Below are 12536 nucleotides of genomic sequence, written 5' to 3' on the forward strand. Positions count from 1 at the left end.
CAAATGCCGCCGATAAAGACATGAGGAACGCGGGCCACCCTTCGTGCTCGCGCATACGCCGAGGGAAGCCGCAATGGCAGAGCGACTGAAGGTTCACGTCGATCCCGACAAATGCCAGGGCCACGCGCGCTGCAAGGCGTTGGCGCCGGAGCTGTTCGAGCTCGACGAATACGGCAACGCCCGCGAAGCCGGCGACGGCACGGTCCCGCCGGGACTCGAGGACAAGGCCTGGCTTGCCAAATCCAACTGTCCGGAAATCGCTATCGACGTGATCGAGGAGTAGCGCGGCCGCCGTCCGCCCTGCTTCAGCCAACACGAGCCCCGAGGGATTTTCCTGAGATGTCCGACGTCAGCCAGCCTGTCGCCCATCCGCCCGTCACCGACTGGGTCAACGATTTCGACCACACCGATCCGCAGTGGACGGACGATCCCTTCCCGATCTGGGACGAGCTGCGTGCCGCAAGCCCGGTCGTGCACACCGAGCGATTCCTCGGCTGCTATATGCCCACGACCTACGAGGCCGTGCGCGAGATCGCCAACGACACCGAGCATTTCTCCTCGCGGCGGATCATCGTCCGCGACGTGCGGCCGGAGGTTGCCAGGAACGCCGCCCCGCCGATCACCTCCGATCCGCCCGTGCACAAGCCAGCCAAGCAATTGCTGCTGCCGCCGTTCACGCCGGATGCGATGAAGAAGCTGGAACCGCGGATGCGCGCGATCTGCAACGAGCTGATCGACGGGTTCATCGCCGACGGCAAGGTCGACGCCGCCGCGCGCTACAGCAAATACATCCCGGTCCAGGCCATCGCCCACATGCTCGGCATTCCCGAGTCCGACAGCGATCTCTTCATCAACTGGATCCACATGATCCTGGAGCTCGGCATCAAGGACGAGAACATGCTGCTCCAGGCGGTGCACGAGATGAGCGACTATTTCAGGACGCATATCGAGGAGCGCAAGACGAAGCCGACCGACGACCTGATCTCCTACCTGATGAACGCCAAGGACAAGGAGGGCAACCCGCTCGAGGATTCGCACGTGCTGGGCTCGCTGCGCCTGCTCCTGATCGCAGGCATCGACACCACGTGGAGCGCGATCGGCTCCTCGCTCTGGCATCTGGCCAGAACGCCGGCCGACCGCGAGCGGTTGATCGCCGAGCCCGGGCTGATCCCGGTCGCCGTGGAGGAGCTGCTACGGGCCTATTCGCCGGTGACCATGGCCCGCGAGGTGGTCAAGGAGACCACGATCTCGGGCTGTCCGGTCAAGGCGGGCAACATGGTGCTGCTGTCCTTCCCGGCCGCCAACCGCGACCCGAAGATGTTTCCCGAAGCTGACAAAGTCGTGATCGACCGCCGGGAGAACCGCCATGCCGCGTTCGGCCTCGGCATTCACCGCTGCGTCGGTTCCAACCTTGCGCGCATGGAGATGCAGGTTGCGCTGGAGGAATGGCTGAAGCGAATCCCGGATTTCCGCCTCGATCCGGCAGGCACAGTGACCTGGTCGCAGGGCACGGTGAGAGGCCCCCGGCAGTTGCCATTTCTGCTGGGAAAGGCGATGTAGGCCTTTCCAAGACCAGCGGAAGAGAGGCCGGACGTGACTGAGCAAGCAATCAAACCGGCCTCCGACCACATCGACATTGCCGACGCCGAGCGCCGGATCAAGGCGATCCTGATCGGCTCAATCGGCAATCTCGTCGAGTGGTACGACTTTTACGCGTATACGGCTTTCGCACTCTATTTCGCGCCGGCGTTCTTTCCCGGCAACGATCCCGTCGTCCAGCAATTGAACGTCGCCGTGGTATTCGCCGCGACCTTCCTGATGCGCCCTCTGGGCGGCTGGTTCTTCGGCTATCTCGCCGACCATTTCGGCCGCCGCATCTCGCTGACGTTGTCCGTCGTGTTCATGTGTTTCGGCTCGCTGATCATCGCGCTGACGCCGACCTATGCCACGATCGGCTTTGCCGCGCCGGTGATCCTGGCGCTGGCCCGCGTGATCGAGGGCCTCAGCCTTGGCGGCGAATATGGCGCCAGCGCCACTTATCTGAGCGAGGTCGCCGATCCCAAGCATCGCGGCTTCTATTCGAGCTTCCAGTACGTCACGCTGATCGGCGGCCAGCTCACCGCCATCATCGTGCTGCTGCTCCTGCAAAAGGTCTTCCTGACGCCGGAGGAGCTGAAGGCCTGGGGCTGGCGCATCCCGTTCGCGATCGGCGCTGCGCTCGCGATCTTCGCCGCGGTGATGCGGCGCAATCTGCATGAGACCGAGGCCTTCGAGGAAGCCAAGAAGGTGGTGAAGCCGACCGGCTCGATCACCAACCTGCTGCGCTATCCGCGCGAACTCTTGCTGGTCGTCGGCCTCACCGCCGGCGGCACCGCCGCGTTCTACACCTTCACCACCTACATGCAGACCTTCGTCAAGCTCTCGGTCGGCCTGACCGAGGATCAGACCACCTTCGTGATCTTCGGCACGCTGATCTTCGCGACCATCCTGCAGCCGATCTACGGCGCCATCTCCGACAAGATCGGACGCAAGCCGCTGCTGATCTTCTTCGGTGTCGCCGGCACGCTTGCCACCGTGCCGCTGCTGATGACGCTGAAGGAGACCAAGTCGCCCTTCATGGCGTTCATCCTGATCTGCTGTGCCTGGCTGTTCGTCGCCGGCTACACCTCAATCAACGCGGTGGTGAAGGCCGAGCTGTTCCCGACCAATGTCCGCGCGCTCGGCGTCGGCCTGCCCTACGCGATCACGGTCTCGATCTTCGGCGGAACCGCGCCCGCGATTGCGCTCTACTTCAAGACGATCGGGCACGAGGAATGGTTCTATTACTATCTCGCCGGCGTCATCTTCCTGTCGCTGATCATCTATTCCACCATGCGCGACACCAAGCACGCCTCCGCAATGCACCGCCACGAGTAACTCATTCACGAGTAGCCTATGGCCGACGACGACCAGCCGCCGCCCGACAGCAAGCTGACGCGCACCAAGGAGAAATGGGCGCGCGAGGGCCGCTTTCTCACCGGCAGGATCACGCGTTCCGAAGACCAGCGCCTGCCGCCCGGCCAGCACCTGACCAAGGACTGGCCGGTGCTCGATCTCGGCGTCATGCCGCCGGTGTCGCGGGAGCGCTGGCGGCTCGACGTCTACGGCGCGGTCGACAATCCCGTGTTCTGGACTTATCCCGAATTCGCCGCGCAGAAGCAGGAGCAGTTCACCTCCGACATCCATTGCGTGACGACCTGGTCGCGTTACGACAACCTTTGGGAAGGCCTCTCGACGCGCGAGCTGCTCGCAGTCTGCCAGCCACGCGAGGACGCGCGCTTCGTCGTGCTGCATTCCTACGACGGCTACACCACCAACCTCGCGCTGGAGGACTTTGCCGCCGAGGACGCCCTGCTCGCCCATAGCTGGTCGGGCCAGCCTCTGACGGAGGAGCATGGCGGCCCGGTGCGGCTGGTCGTCCCGCATCTTTATTTCTGGAAGAGCGCGAAATGGCTCCAGGCCATTGAATTTCTCACCGAGGACGCGCCGGGCTTCTGGGAAGTCCGCGGCTATCACAACCGCGGCGATCCCTGGGCCGAGCAGCGCTATTCAGGCGATTAGGTTCGAACAAGTAACGGGGGAAGCCCATGCCGACGGAACGCTTTCAATTCACCGGCGAAGGCGGCCATCAGCTGTCAGCCGCGCTGGAGCTGCCGGACGGCGAGCCCGCGGCTTTCGCGCTGTTTGCGCATTGCTTCACCTGCGGCAAGGACACGCTGGCGGCCAAGCGCATCTCGGTCGCTCTGGCCGCCAGGGGCATCGCGGTGCTGCGCTTCGACTTCACCGGGCTCGGCTCCAGCGAAGGTGAGTTCGCCAATTCGACGTTCTCCTCCAACGTCGCCGACCTCGTGCGAGCCGCCGATCATCTGCGCAGCATCCGCAAGGCACCATCACTTCTGATTGGCCACAGCCTTGGCGGCGCCGCGATCCTCGCTGCAGCCGGGCAAATTCCCGAGGCCAGGGCGGTTGCGACCATTGCCGCGCCGTCCGATCCCGCCCACGTCACCGGTCTTTTCAAAGAGCATATCGACAACATCCGCGCGCAGGGCGAGGTCGAGGTCTCGCTGGCCGGCCGTCCGTTCCGGATCAGGCGCGAATTCCTCGACGACATCGCCGAGCACGAGCTGATGAAGGACATCACCGGCCTGCACAAGGCGCTGCTGGTCATGCAGTCCCCCGTCGACGACACCGTCGGCATCGACAATGCGACCAGGATTTTCGTTGCGGCAAAACACCCCAAGAGCTTCGTCTCGCTCGACCACGCCGATCATCTCCTGACCAAGCCGGCCGACGCTCTCTACGCGGCCGACGTGATCACCGCCTGGGCGAGCCGTTACATCGACGCAGCGAAGCCCGCAAAGGCGATGGATCTCCCGGAAGAGCCGCGGAAGGTGGTGGTGCAGGAGACCCGCAAGAGCAAGTTCAACCAGATGATCACCGTCGGCCCGCATCATATGGTGGCGGACGAACCGAAAGCTGCCGGCGGCGAGGATGCCGGCCCCGGTCCCTATGATTTCCTGCTTGCAGGCCTCGGTGCCTGCACATCCATGACCATGCGTCTCTATGCGGATCGCAAGTCGTTGCCGCTCGATCGCGTCACGGTCACGCTGAAGCACTCCAAGATCTACGCCAAGGACTGCGCGGAGTGCGAGACGCGCGAGGGGATGCTCGACCAGATCGAGCGCGACATCGCGATGGACGGCGCCCTCGATGCCGAACAGCGCAAGAAACTGATGGAGATCGCCGACAAGTGCCCGGTGCACCGTACGCTGACGTCGGAGATCCGCATCGTGACCAAGGCCGTCGACTAGCGCGTTATTGTTTGAGCATGATCTTTTCGGAAAACCGCTTCACACTTTTCCGGATCATGCTCTAGAAGCACGACGCCATCGTCCGCAGCGCCGCGCTGATCTCGTTCTCGCGCCACGCCGCGAAGCCAAGCAGCAGGCCGTGATCGCGCGGCTTGCCGAGCGCCAGGCTGGACAGGGCTCGCGTGACGACGCCGGCCTCGACGAGCCGCTTCACCGTCGCCTGATCGGCGCGGCCTCGCTTGAGACGCGCCACGAGCTGGATGCCGCCCGAGGGCACCTCGGCCGAGAGCACCTCGCCGAGATGGCGCTCGAGCCCGGCGACGAGATGATCGCGGCGCCCGTGATAGAGCCGGCGCACCCGGCGCAGATGCGCCAGGAAATGACCGTCGGCGATGAACTCGGCCAACGCTTCCTGGATGTGGCTGGCGGCGATCAGCCCGATATGCCGCTGCGCGATCTCCAGCGTAGACACCAGCGCCGGCGGCGCGACGAGATAGCCGAGCCGGATGTCCGACGTCATCGCCTTCGAGAACGTGCCGACATAGAACACGCGGCCGTGGGCGTCCAAGCCCTGCAGCGCCGGCACCGGCCGGCTGTCGTAGTGGAATTCGCCGTCGTAATCGTCTTCAACGATCCAGGTCCTGCCGGGCCGGCTTGCCCTGAGAAACTCGGTGCGGCGGGTCAGTGACATCAGCCGGCCGGTTGGATGCTGATGCGATGGCGTCATGAAGATCAGCGTTGGCGCTGCGGGCCCCGGCATCCGCCGCATGCCCTGCTCGTCCAGGCTGATGCCGCTCACGCGCGCGCCGCAGGTACGGAAGGCGGCTGCGGCGCCGGGATAGCCGGGATCCTCGACCCACACCTCATCGCCTGGCGTGATGACGGCAGCCGCAATCAGGGTCAGCGCAGCCTGCGCGCTCGGCAGGATCAGGATCTGGTCCGCGTCCGCGCGAACGCCTCTGCTGGTTGCGAGATAGTGCGCCAGCGCCTCGCGCAAGCGCGGCCGGTTCACCGATCCGAGTTCGCGCCTTGCCGCCCAAACGGCACTGCGGCGCAGGCAGCGTCCCCAGATCTCGTTCGGAAACTCCCTGGCGTCGCCATGTCCCGGACGCAGCGGCTTGAACGGCGCCTGATAGGACATCGGCCAGTCGGTCTGCTGGAGCTTCGAGGCCCAGGATGAGAGCCGGGGTTTCGCGGAGCGCGGGCTCGACGCGACTGTGCCCGCCCCTTCGATCCGTTCGCCGCCGTCGATCGTCACCACCGGACGTCGACCGTGCGACGCCGCGAGATATCCCTCCGCAGCGAGCTGCTCGAACGCGTAGGTGACGGTGTTGCGGGAGACGCCGAGATCGGCTGCAAGCTGCCGGCTCGACGGCAGCGCGCGCCCCTTGCCGAGGTGGCCGCTCGCGATCAGACCTCGAAGCTGCCCCGTCAGTTGTGCCGCCAGTCCCTCGCCGTCGGCGCGGTTCAGGTCGATCAGGCCGGCGATCATGCCTTCGGAAACTGGCACCTTATTGTTCTCCAATCTGGCACTTCTTTTGGTACCAGATGAGATGCTATCCGCCGGGCTGGACTGCTTCAAGGATAATGCGATGAACTCCCTGTCCTCCCGCGCCGCCGTCGGCCTGTTCCTGATCGTCGTGCTGGCCTGGGGCGTGAACTGGTCGGTGACGAAACAGCTCGTCCAGTTCCTTCCGCCGCTGTGGACGTCGGCGATCCGGAGCTGGATCGCACTGGCCGCGTTGTTCGTGATCCTCGGACTGAGCGGGAATCTGGTGATCCCGCAGCGGCGCGACATTCCCGTGGTCCTGAGTGTGGCGGTGCTGCACATGACGGTGTTCTCTGTCCTGGTTGCGTCCGGTGTGCGATTTCTGCCCGCGAGCAAGGCGATCGTGCTCGGCTACACTACGCCGCTCTGGGTCGCGATCGCCGCGCCCCTGCTGGGGAAGGACACGCTGACCGCGCCGAAGCTTGCGGGCGCCCTGCTCGGACTGGTCGGGCTTGCCGTGATCCTGAACCCCGCGTCCATCGACTGGACCAACGCAAACGTCCTGCTCGGCGCAGGCATGGTCATCCTGGCCGCGATCTCCTGGGCAGCGAACATCATCTATATCCGCGCGCACCGCTGGATCGCCTCTCCGCTGCAACTGCTGATCTGGCAGGTGCTCACGGCAACCATCGTGCTGACCGGTTCGGCGCTGGCCACGGAAGGCCTGCCCCACGCCGAATGGTCGTGGAAGCTCATCCTGCTGTTCCTGTATTCCGGCCTGATCGGAACGGCGCTGGCCTATTGGGCGATGTCGATGGTCAACAAGAGCATCTCGGCCCTGACGACCTCGCTCGGCACAACGGGGACGCCGCTCGTCGGCATCGCCAGTGCGGCGATCCTGCTCGGCGAGCCCGTCGACATGAGCCTTGCCATCGCGGCCGGGCTGATCGTCACCGGCATCGGTCTTGCGACGCTGGGCGATCGGCTGTTGCGCGGTCAGGCCACCGCGAGCGGCTGAACGCGCAAGCTTCCGCGCAAGCCGGCGGTCGTGCCGAGCAGGATGCCGGCGACCGCCACGAACGAGCCCAGCGCGAGGGTCGAGACACCGGTGAGCCCCTGCCCGATGGAGCAGCCGAATGCCATCACGCCGCCGATCCCCATCAGCGCGGCGCCGGAGCCAGAACGCAGCATGTGGCGCGGCGAGGAATAACCTTCGAGCTTGAAGCGGCCCGTCGCAAGCGCCGTGACGAGGCTGCCGGCGAAGACCCCGGCAACCGTGGCGATGCCGAAATTGAGCGTCAGGCCGGTCGAGAGCATGGCGTATTGCAGGGCATCCGCGATCGGCGCGATGAACGTAAGCGAGGTCACGGGGACCGGATTGAAGTCGTCGGCACCGAGAGAGCCGGTGACGTACCAGCCGCCGGCGGCGAGGAGACCGACGACGACACCTGCCGCGATCTGGCCCGGAGAGCGGCGAAACGCAGGATGCGCGAAGGCAAACAGGAGCAGCGCGATCGCGATCGCCGCGGCAGCCAGCGCGCGCGCAGGCCCTTCCGCGAGACCGAGCGTCGCGAGCAGCGACGGCAGCGAATTGGTGCTGACCGTGGTTTGCGAGGCCTGGACCAGCGCGATACGCGCGGGCGCGATCAGGCCTTTGAGCGTCATCTGCGCGGCGATGCCCAGCACGATCACGACGACGAAGGAACGGAGATTGCCGCGCCCGAGCAGCACCAGCGCGCGCGAGCCGCAGCCATTCGACAGCACCATGCCGTAGCCGAACAGCAGGCCGCCGAGGAATAGCACCGGAACGGAAAAGGATTGCTGCAGATAGATCGACTTGCCGAGATCGACCGTGCCGCTGCCGGCGAGAAACTGGCTCGCCGCGACCGCAACAGCGATCGCCAGCGCATAGGTCCGCACCAGCCGCCCGTCACCATCCGCAAGCCAGCCGCGCATGCTGCTCATCAGGCAGAAGCCGCTGAGCAAGCCGACGGCGCCGTAGACAAGGCCGATGGCGAGACCGGCAAGGATGACGAGTTGGGTGGAGGACTCCATCGTTACGGCTTCAGGATCACGCGGTCGCGCGACGAGCCGGCGACGGCGGCATACGCTTCCTTGGCGCGCTCCAGCGGATAGATTGCATTCGCCTTGATCGGAAACGGCTTGAGGTGCCCGCTCGCAAAGCCCGGACCGAGATCGTGCAGCACTGCGCCTGTCGCCGCCGACGACAGCCCGAGCGTGTCGATGCCGACATAGGTGTGCTGTCCCCGGTAGAATTCGAGGATGTTGAACTGCACGACGCGGTCGATCGCGGCGATCAGGATCTGACGTCCGCGCAGGGCGAGCGACTTGTGCGCCGCCTGGAAGTAGGGATCGCCGACCGTGTTGAAGACGATGTCGGCGCCCTTGCCGCCGGTCAATTCGCGCACGCGCGTGGCCACGTCGGTGGCGGAGGCGTCGATCACCTCGATGGGCGCATTGGCGTGGCCCTCATAGGCCTCCGCCTTCCGCACCACGCCGATGACGCGCGCGCCCTGCCAGGTCGCGATCTGCACCGCGGCCTGCCCGACCTTACCGTTGACGCCGAACACCAGCACGGTCTCGCCGCTCTTCGGCACGCCAGCGCGGCGAAAGCCTTCCATCGCGGTGACGAAGGGCACGCCGATGCCGGCGGCCTCCTCCCACGACACCGTCCTGGGCTTCTCCACCACCGCGTCAGCCTCGACCACGAGATGGCTTGCATGCGTGCCGTCGCGGCGGATGCCGAGATCGCCGGACGAGCCGAACACCTCGCGGCCGATCGTGCCGGCAGGGCCGTCGATCACGAAGCCGGCGTAGTCGCGGCCGGGGGTCCGGGGGAACACGGCATAGGGCATCAATCCCGTCGCGGCCTTGACGTCGGACGGATTGACCGCGGCGGCCTTCACCTCAATCAGGAGGTCGTTCGGCCCGCGCGTGAGCGTCTGGCGCTCGACGGCCGGCGCGAGGGCAGCAGCGTTTTCAGCTTTGACGTTGAGGCGCACACAGCGCGCTTGGACCGTTTTGGTATCGGCTGGTGACATAGGAAAAACCCGCGATTTTCTCGCGGGCCTTGTCGCCTCTGGGGACGGTCAAGTCAACCGCCTCCCCTCATCCTGAGGAGCCTGCGAAGCAGGCGTTTCGCAGGATGAAGGCCGCGCCGCAGCATCCGGGTTCGCATGGTTCGAGACGGCGCCGAGCGCCTCCTCACCACGAGGGACGAGACCTAATCCTTCGGCCGCTTGTCGTACAGCCGCCTGGCCTTGCCCAGCGAGCGCTCCAGCGTGGCGGGGGCAACCACCTGAACCTTCGAGCTGACGCCGATGGTGTTCTTGATGTGGGTCGAGATCCGGTCGGCATGGTCGACGAGGCCCCTGCCGTCCCAGCTCTCGGGCCGCGCCTCGGCGATGATGGTCAGCTCGTCCATCCGGCCTTCGCGGGTCAGTTCGAGAACGAAGTGGCCGCCGCACCAGTCGGTGGCGAGCAGCACCTCCTCGATCTGGGTCGGGAACAGATTGACGCCGCGCAGGATGATCATGTCGTCGGAGCGGCCCGTCACCTTCTCCATGCGCCGCATGCCCGGCCGCGCGGTACCCGGCAGCAGCCGCGTCAGGTCCCGGGTGCGATAGCGGATCACCGGAAACGCTTCCTTGGTGAGCGAGGTGAAGACCAGTTCGCCCTTCTCGCCGTCCGGCAGCACCGCGCCGGTCTCGGGATCGATCACTTCAGGATAGAAATGGTCTTCCCAGATGTGGAGGCCATCCTTGGTCTCGATGCATTCCTGCGCGACACCGGGTCCGATCACCTCAGACAAGCCATAGATGTCGGTCGCATCCATGTCGAAGGCGTCCTCGATCTCGCCGCGCATCGCATTGGTCCAGGGCTCGGCGCCGAAGATGCCGACCTTCAGCGAACATTGACGGGGATCGAGCTTCTGCCGCTTGAACTCGTCGAGGATCGCCAGCATGTAGCTCGGCGTCACCGTGATGATGTCGGGCCGGAAATCGTTGATGAGCTGCACCTGCCGCTCGGTCATGCCGCCGGAGATCGGCACCACCGTGCAGCCGAGCTTTTCCGCGCCGTAGTGCACGCCAAGCCCGCCGGTGAAGAGGCCATAGCCATAGGCATTGTGGATGATCATGCCGGTGCGGCCGCCGGCCGCGCGGATCGAGCGCGCCATCACCTCCGACCAGGTGTCGATGTCGCGTTGCGTGTAGCCAACGACGATCGGCTTGCCCGTCGTGCCGGACGAGGCATGCACGCGCACCAGCTTTTCGCGCGGCACGGCGAACATGTTGAAGGGATAGTTGTCGCGCAGGTCCGTCTTCACCGTGAACGGAAATTTCGCGAGATCGGACAGCACGCGAAAGTCGGACGGATGCACACCGGCCTTGTCGAAGGCCTTGCGGTAGTGCGCGACGTTGTCGTAGGCGTGCTTCAGCGACCAGGCCAGACGCTGCGTCTGCAGCGCCATGATCTCGTCGCGGGACGCGCGCTCATGCGCATCCATCTCGGCCCTATAGCTGTGGCCGCCTTCCTTCAGCTTCGTCGAAGCCATTCTTGTTTCCCCACATTGCTCTGTTCTTTTCTTTATTGATCTTGCGCCGGCAGCCATGTGCCGGGAATGACCCGCGAATGTCCGCGGAACTCCGCAATGACGGTATCGCCCGCGGTCACGCGCACGTCGTAGATGCCCGAGCGTCCGCCGCGGGTGATCTCCCGCGCTTTGGCGACGAGACGATCGCCCAGCTTGCCGGGCTTGATGAAGGTGATCTGACCCTGCGCCGCGACCACGCGCTCATTGTGCGAATTGCAGGCGAACGCAAAGGCGGAATCGGCGAGCGTGAAGATGAAGCCGCCATGGGCGATGCGCTGGCCGTTGACCATGTCGGGCCGCACCGTCATCGCCAGCGTCGCAAAACCCGGACCGATCTCGACGATCTCCATGCCGAGCCCCTTGGAGGCGTCATCCTCGGCCCACATCGCATCGGCGCAGGCGCGGGCGATATCCTCAGGCGACAGGGCGGCTTTGACGTTCACGCGCTTCTCCCGGCCAGATGTTTGCTCATGATGTTCTGCTGGTTGGCCAAAACTGTCAAACGTGGTCGTAGTCGACCACCACGCGCTCGGTCGTTGGCTTGGCCTGGCAGGTGAGGACAAAACCGGCCTTCAGCTCCCAGGGCTCGAGCGAATAATTGAGGTCCATCGGCGCCTCGCCCTCGACCAGCTTGGCGCGGCAGGTCGAGCACATGCCGCCCTTGCAGGCGAAAGGCAGATCGACGCCCGCGCGCAACGCAGCATCGAGGATCGCCTCGTCCTCCGCGACCGGAACGTCGCGCCGCTTGCCGTCGATGATCAGTGACGCAATGGCTTTTGGCGGCGCGTCGGGTGCAACGATCTTCTTCGGCCGCGGCTTGCCGCCGAACTCGGAGACGAAGCGCTCGACATGGATGCGCTCGGCGGCGATGCCGAGCTCGCGGCAGGTCGCCTCGATGTCCTCGCTCATGCCGAGGGGACCGCAGATGAAGACGTGATCGACGCTTCCCGCCGGCACCAGCGAGCGCAGCAGCACCCTCACCTTGGCGCCGTCGAGCCTTCCATGCAGGATCGGAATGTCCTGCTCCTCGCCGGAGATGACGTGGAAGAGCGACAGGCGATCGATGAAGCGATCCTTCAGTTCCTCGAGGGCCTCGAGGAACATGATGTTGTCGGTCGCGCGGTTGCCGTAGAACAGGAAGAAGCGGCTATCGGGCTCGCCCGCGAGAATGCCCTTCACGATCGACAGGATCGGCGTGATGCCGGAGCCGGCGGCGAAGCCAACGTGGATGCGCCCGCCGTCTGCCGGCGGAACCACACCGAAGCGTCCAGTGGGCGTCATCACCTCGAGTTCGTCACCGCATTTCAGTTCGTCGGCCGCCCAGTTCGAAAACGCACCGCCGTCGACCTTCTTCACGGCGATACGAATCTCGCCGTCACCGGGGCCGGAGCAGATGGAATAGGAGCGACGCACCTCCTCGCCATCCAGCGTGGTGCGGAGCGTCAGGTACTGGCCGGGCGTGAAGGCGTAATCGCCGGCGAGTTCGCCGGGGATGGCGAAGGTCATGGAAACGGCGTCGGAGGCCTCGCGGCGGAGGTCGTTGACGGCCAGGCGATGGAAGCGCGGTGCGGCTGCTGACATG

Annotated in this window: 12 protein-coding genes; 6 read left to right on the forward strand and 6 right to left on the reverse strand. The window is 65.4% G+C overall.

Translation table 11 applies throughout. The annotated features are described in order from the left end of the window. Window positions 1–73: 73 nt before the first annotated feature. Genes A7X65_RS27600 through A7X65_RS27620 form a run of 5 tightly spaced genes read left to right on the forward strand, consistent with a single transcriptional unit; the run spans window position 74 to window position 4850 of the window. Entirely contained in the window at window positions 74–283 is a 210-nt protein-coding gene (locus A7X65_RS27600; protein WP_063691226.1) for a ferredoxin, read from the forward strand. 56 nt (window positions 284–339) lie between these two features. Beyond that, complete coding sequence (locus tag A7X65_RS27605; protein WP_063691228.1) at window positions 340–1560, forward strand: cytochrome P450; 1221 nt, start codon at window positions 340–342, stop codon at window positions 1558–1560. A 33-nt stretch (window positions 1561–1593) separates the two neighbouring features. Then, a complete protein-coding gene (locus A7X65_RS27610) occupies window positions 1594–2916 on the forward strand; it encodes an MFS transporter (protein WP_063691231.1) in 1323 nt (440 codons plus the stop codon). 18 nt (window positions 2917–2934) lie between these two features. Next, window positions 2935–3600, forward strand: coding sequence for a sulfite oxidase-like oxidoreductase (locus tag A7X65_RS27615; RefSeq protein ID WP_063691233.1), 666 nt, complete (start codon window positions 2935–2937; stop codon window positions 3598–3600). A gap of 26 nt (window positions 3601–3626) precedes the next feature. After that, the gene (locus tag A7X65_RS27620; protein WP_063691235.1) at window positions 3627–4850 is read left to right on the forward strand and encodes a bifunctional alpha/beta hydrolase/OsmC family protein; all 1224 of its coding nucleotides are present in this window, start codon (window positions 3627–3629) and stop codon (window positions 4848–4850) included. Window positions 4851–4911: 61 nt separating this feature from the next. Here A7X65_RS27620 and pdxR read toward each other — a convergent pair whose 3' ends face one another. Further along, window positions 4912–6342, reverse strand: a complete 1431-nt coding sequence (pdxR, locus tag A7X65_RS27625; RefSeq protein ID WP_208608632.1) for a MocR-like pyridoxine biosynthesis transcription factor PdxR — start codon at window positions 6340–6342, stop codon at window positions 4912–4914. A 100-nt stretch (window positions 6343–6442) separates the two neighbouring features. Here pdxR and A7X65_RS27630 point away from each other — a divergent pair, with 100 nt between their 5' ends. Beyond that, window positions 6443–7357, forward strand: a complete 915-nt coding sequence (locus A7X65_RS27630; RefSeq protein ID WP_063692534.1) for a DMT family transporter — start codon at window positions 6443–6445, stop codon at window positions 7355–7357. Here A7X65_RS27630 and A7X65_RS27635 read toward each other — a convergent pair. The 5 genes from A7X65_RS27635 to paaE form a co-directional block, all read right to left on the reverse strand. Continuing rightward, window positions 7336–8394, reverse strand: coding sequence for a YeeE/YedE family protein (locus A7X65_RS27635; RefSeq protein ID WP_063691237.1), 1059 nt, complete (start codon window positions 8392–8394; stop codon window positions 7336–7338). The two genes, A7X65_RS27630 and A7X65_RS27635, sit on opposite strands and share 22 nt — an antisense overlap. Window positions 8395–8396: 2 nt before the next feature. Further along, a complete protein-coding gene (locus A7X65_RS27640; protein ID WP_063691239.1) occupies window positions 8397–9401 on the reverse strand; it encodes a quinone oxidoreductase family protein in 1005 nt (334 codons plus the stop codon). Between the two features lie 182 nt (window positions 9402–9583). Then, on the reverse strand, window positions 9584–10915 hold the full coding sequence (gene paaK, locus A7X65_RS27645) for a phenylacetate--CoA ligase PaaK (RefSeq protein WP_063691241.1): 1332 nt from the start codon (window positions 10913–10915) through the stop codon (window positions 9584–9586). Between the two features lie 32 nt (window positions 10916–10947). Continuing rightward, the gene (gene paaI / locus A7X65_RS27650) at window positions 10948–11397 is read right to left on the reverse strand and encodes a hydroxyphenylacetyl-CoA thioesterase PaaI (protein ID WP_063691243.1); all 450 of its coding nucleotides are present in this window, start codon (window positions 11395–11397) and stop codon (window positions 10948–10950) included. Between the two features lie 55 nt (window positions 11398–11452). Further along, window positions 11453–12535, reverse strand: a complete 1083-nt coding sequence (gene paaE, locus A7X65_RS27655; RefSeq protein WP_063691244.1) for a 1,2-phenylacetyl-CoA epoxidase subunit PaaE — start codon at window positions 12533–12535, stop codon at window positions 11453–11455. Between the last annotated feature and the right edge of the window lies 1 nt (window position 12536).

Source organism: Bradyrhizobium stylosanthis (assembly GCF_001641335.1).
In the GTDB taxonomy this organism is placed as follows: Bacteria; Pseudomonadota; Alphaproteobacteria; order Rhizobiales; family Xanthobacteraceae; genus Bradyrhizobium; species Bradyrhizobium stylosanthis.

Bases quoted from the DNA above. Each gene is read 5' to 3' on its own strand.
- A7X65_RS27600 (WP_063691226.1), top strand. From the start codon at position 74: ATGGCAGAGCGACTGAAGGTTCACGTCGATCCCGACAAATGCCAGGGC.
- A7X65_RS27605 (WP_063691228.1), top strand. From the start codon at position 340: ATGTCCGACGTCAGCCAGCCTGTCGCCCATCCGCCCGTCACCGACTGG.
- A7X65_RS27615 (WP_063691233.1), top strand. From the start codon at position 2,935: ATGGCCGACGACGACCAGCCGCCGCCCGACAGCAAGCTGACGCGCACC.
- A7X65_RS27620 (WP_063691235.1), top strand. From the start codon at position 3,627: ATGCCGACGGAACGCTTTCAATTCACCGGCGAAGGCGGCCATCAGCTG.
- pdxR (WP_208608632.1), bottom strand. From the start codon at position 6,342: ATGATCGCCGGCCTGATCGACCTGAACCGCGCCGACGGCGAGGGACTG.
- A7X65_RS27630 (WP_063692534.1), top strand. From the start codon at position 6,443: ATGAACTCCCTGTCCTCCCGCGCCGCCGTCGGCCTGTTCCTGATCGTC.
- A7X65_RS27635 (WP_063691237.1), bottom strand. From the start codon at position 8,394: ATGGAGTCCTCCACCCAACTCGTCATCCTTGCCGGTCTCGCCATCGGC.
- A7X65_RS27640 (WP_063691239.1), bottom strand. From the start codon at position 9,401: ATGTCACCAGCCGATACCAAAACGGTCCAAGCGCGCTGTGTGCGCCTC.
- paaK (WP_063691241.1), bottom strand. From the start codon at position 10,915: ATGGCTTCGACGAAGCTGAAGGAAGGCGGCCACAGCTATAGGGCCGAG.
- paaE (WP_063691244.1), bottom strand. From the start codon at position 12,535: ATGTCAGCAGCCGCACCGCGCTTCCATCGCCTGGCCGTCAACGACCTC.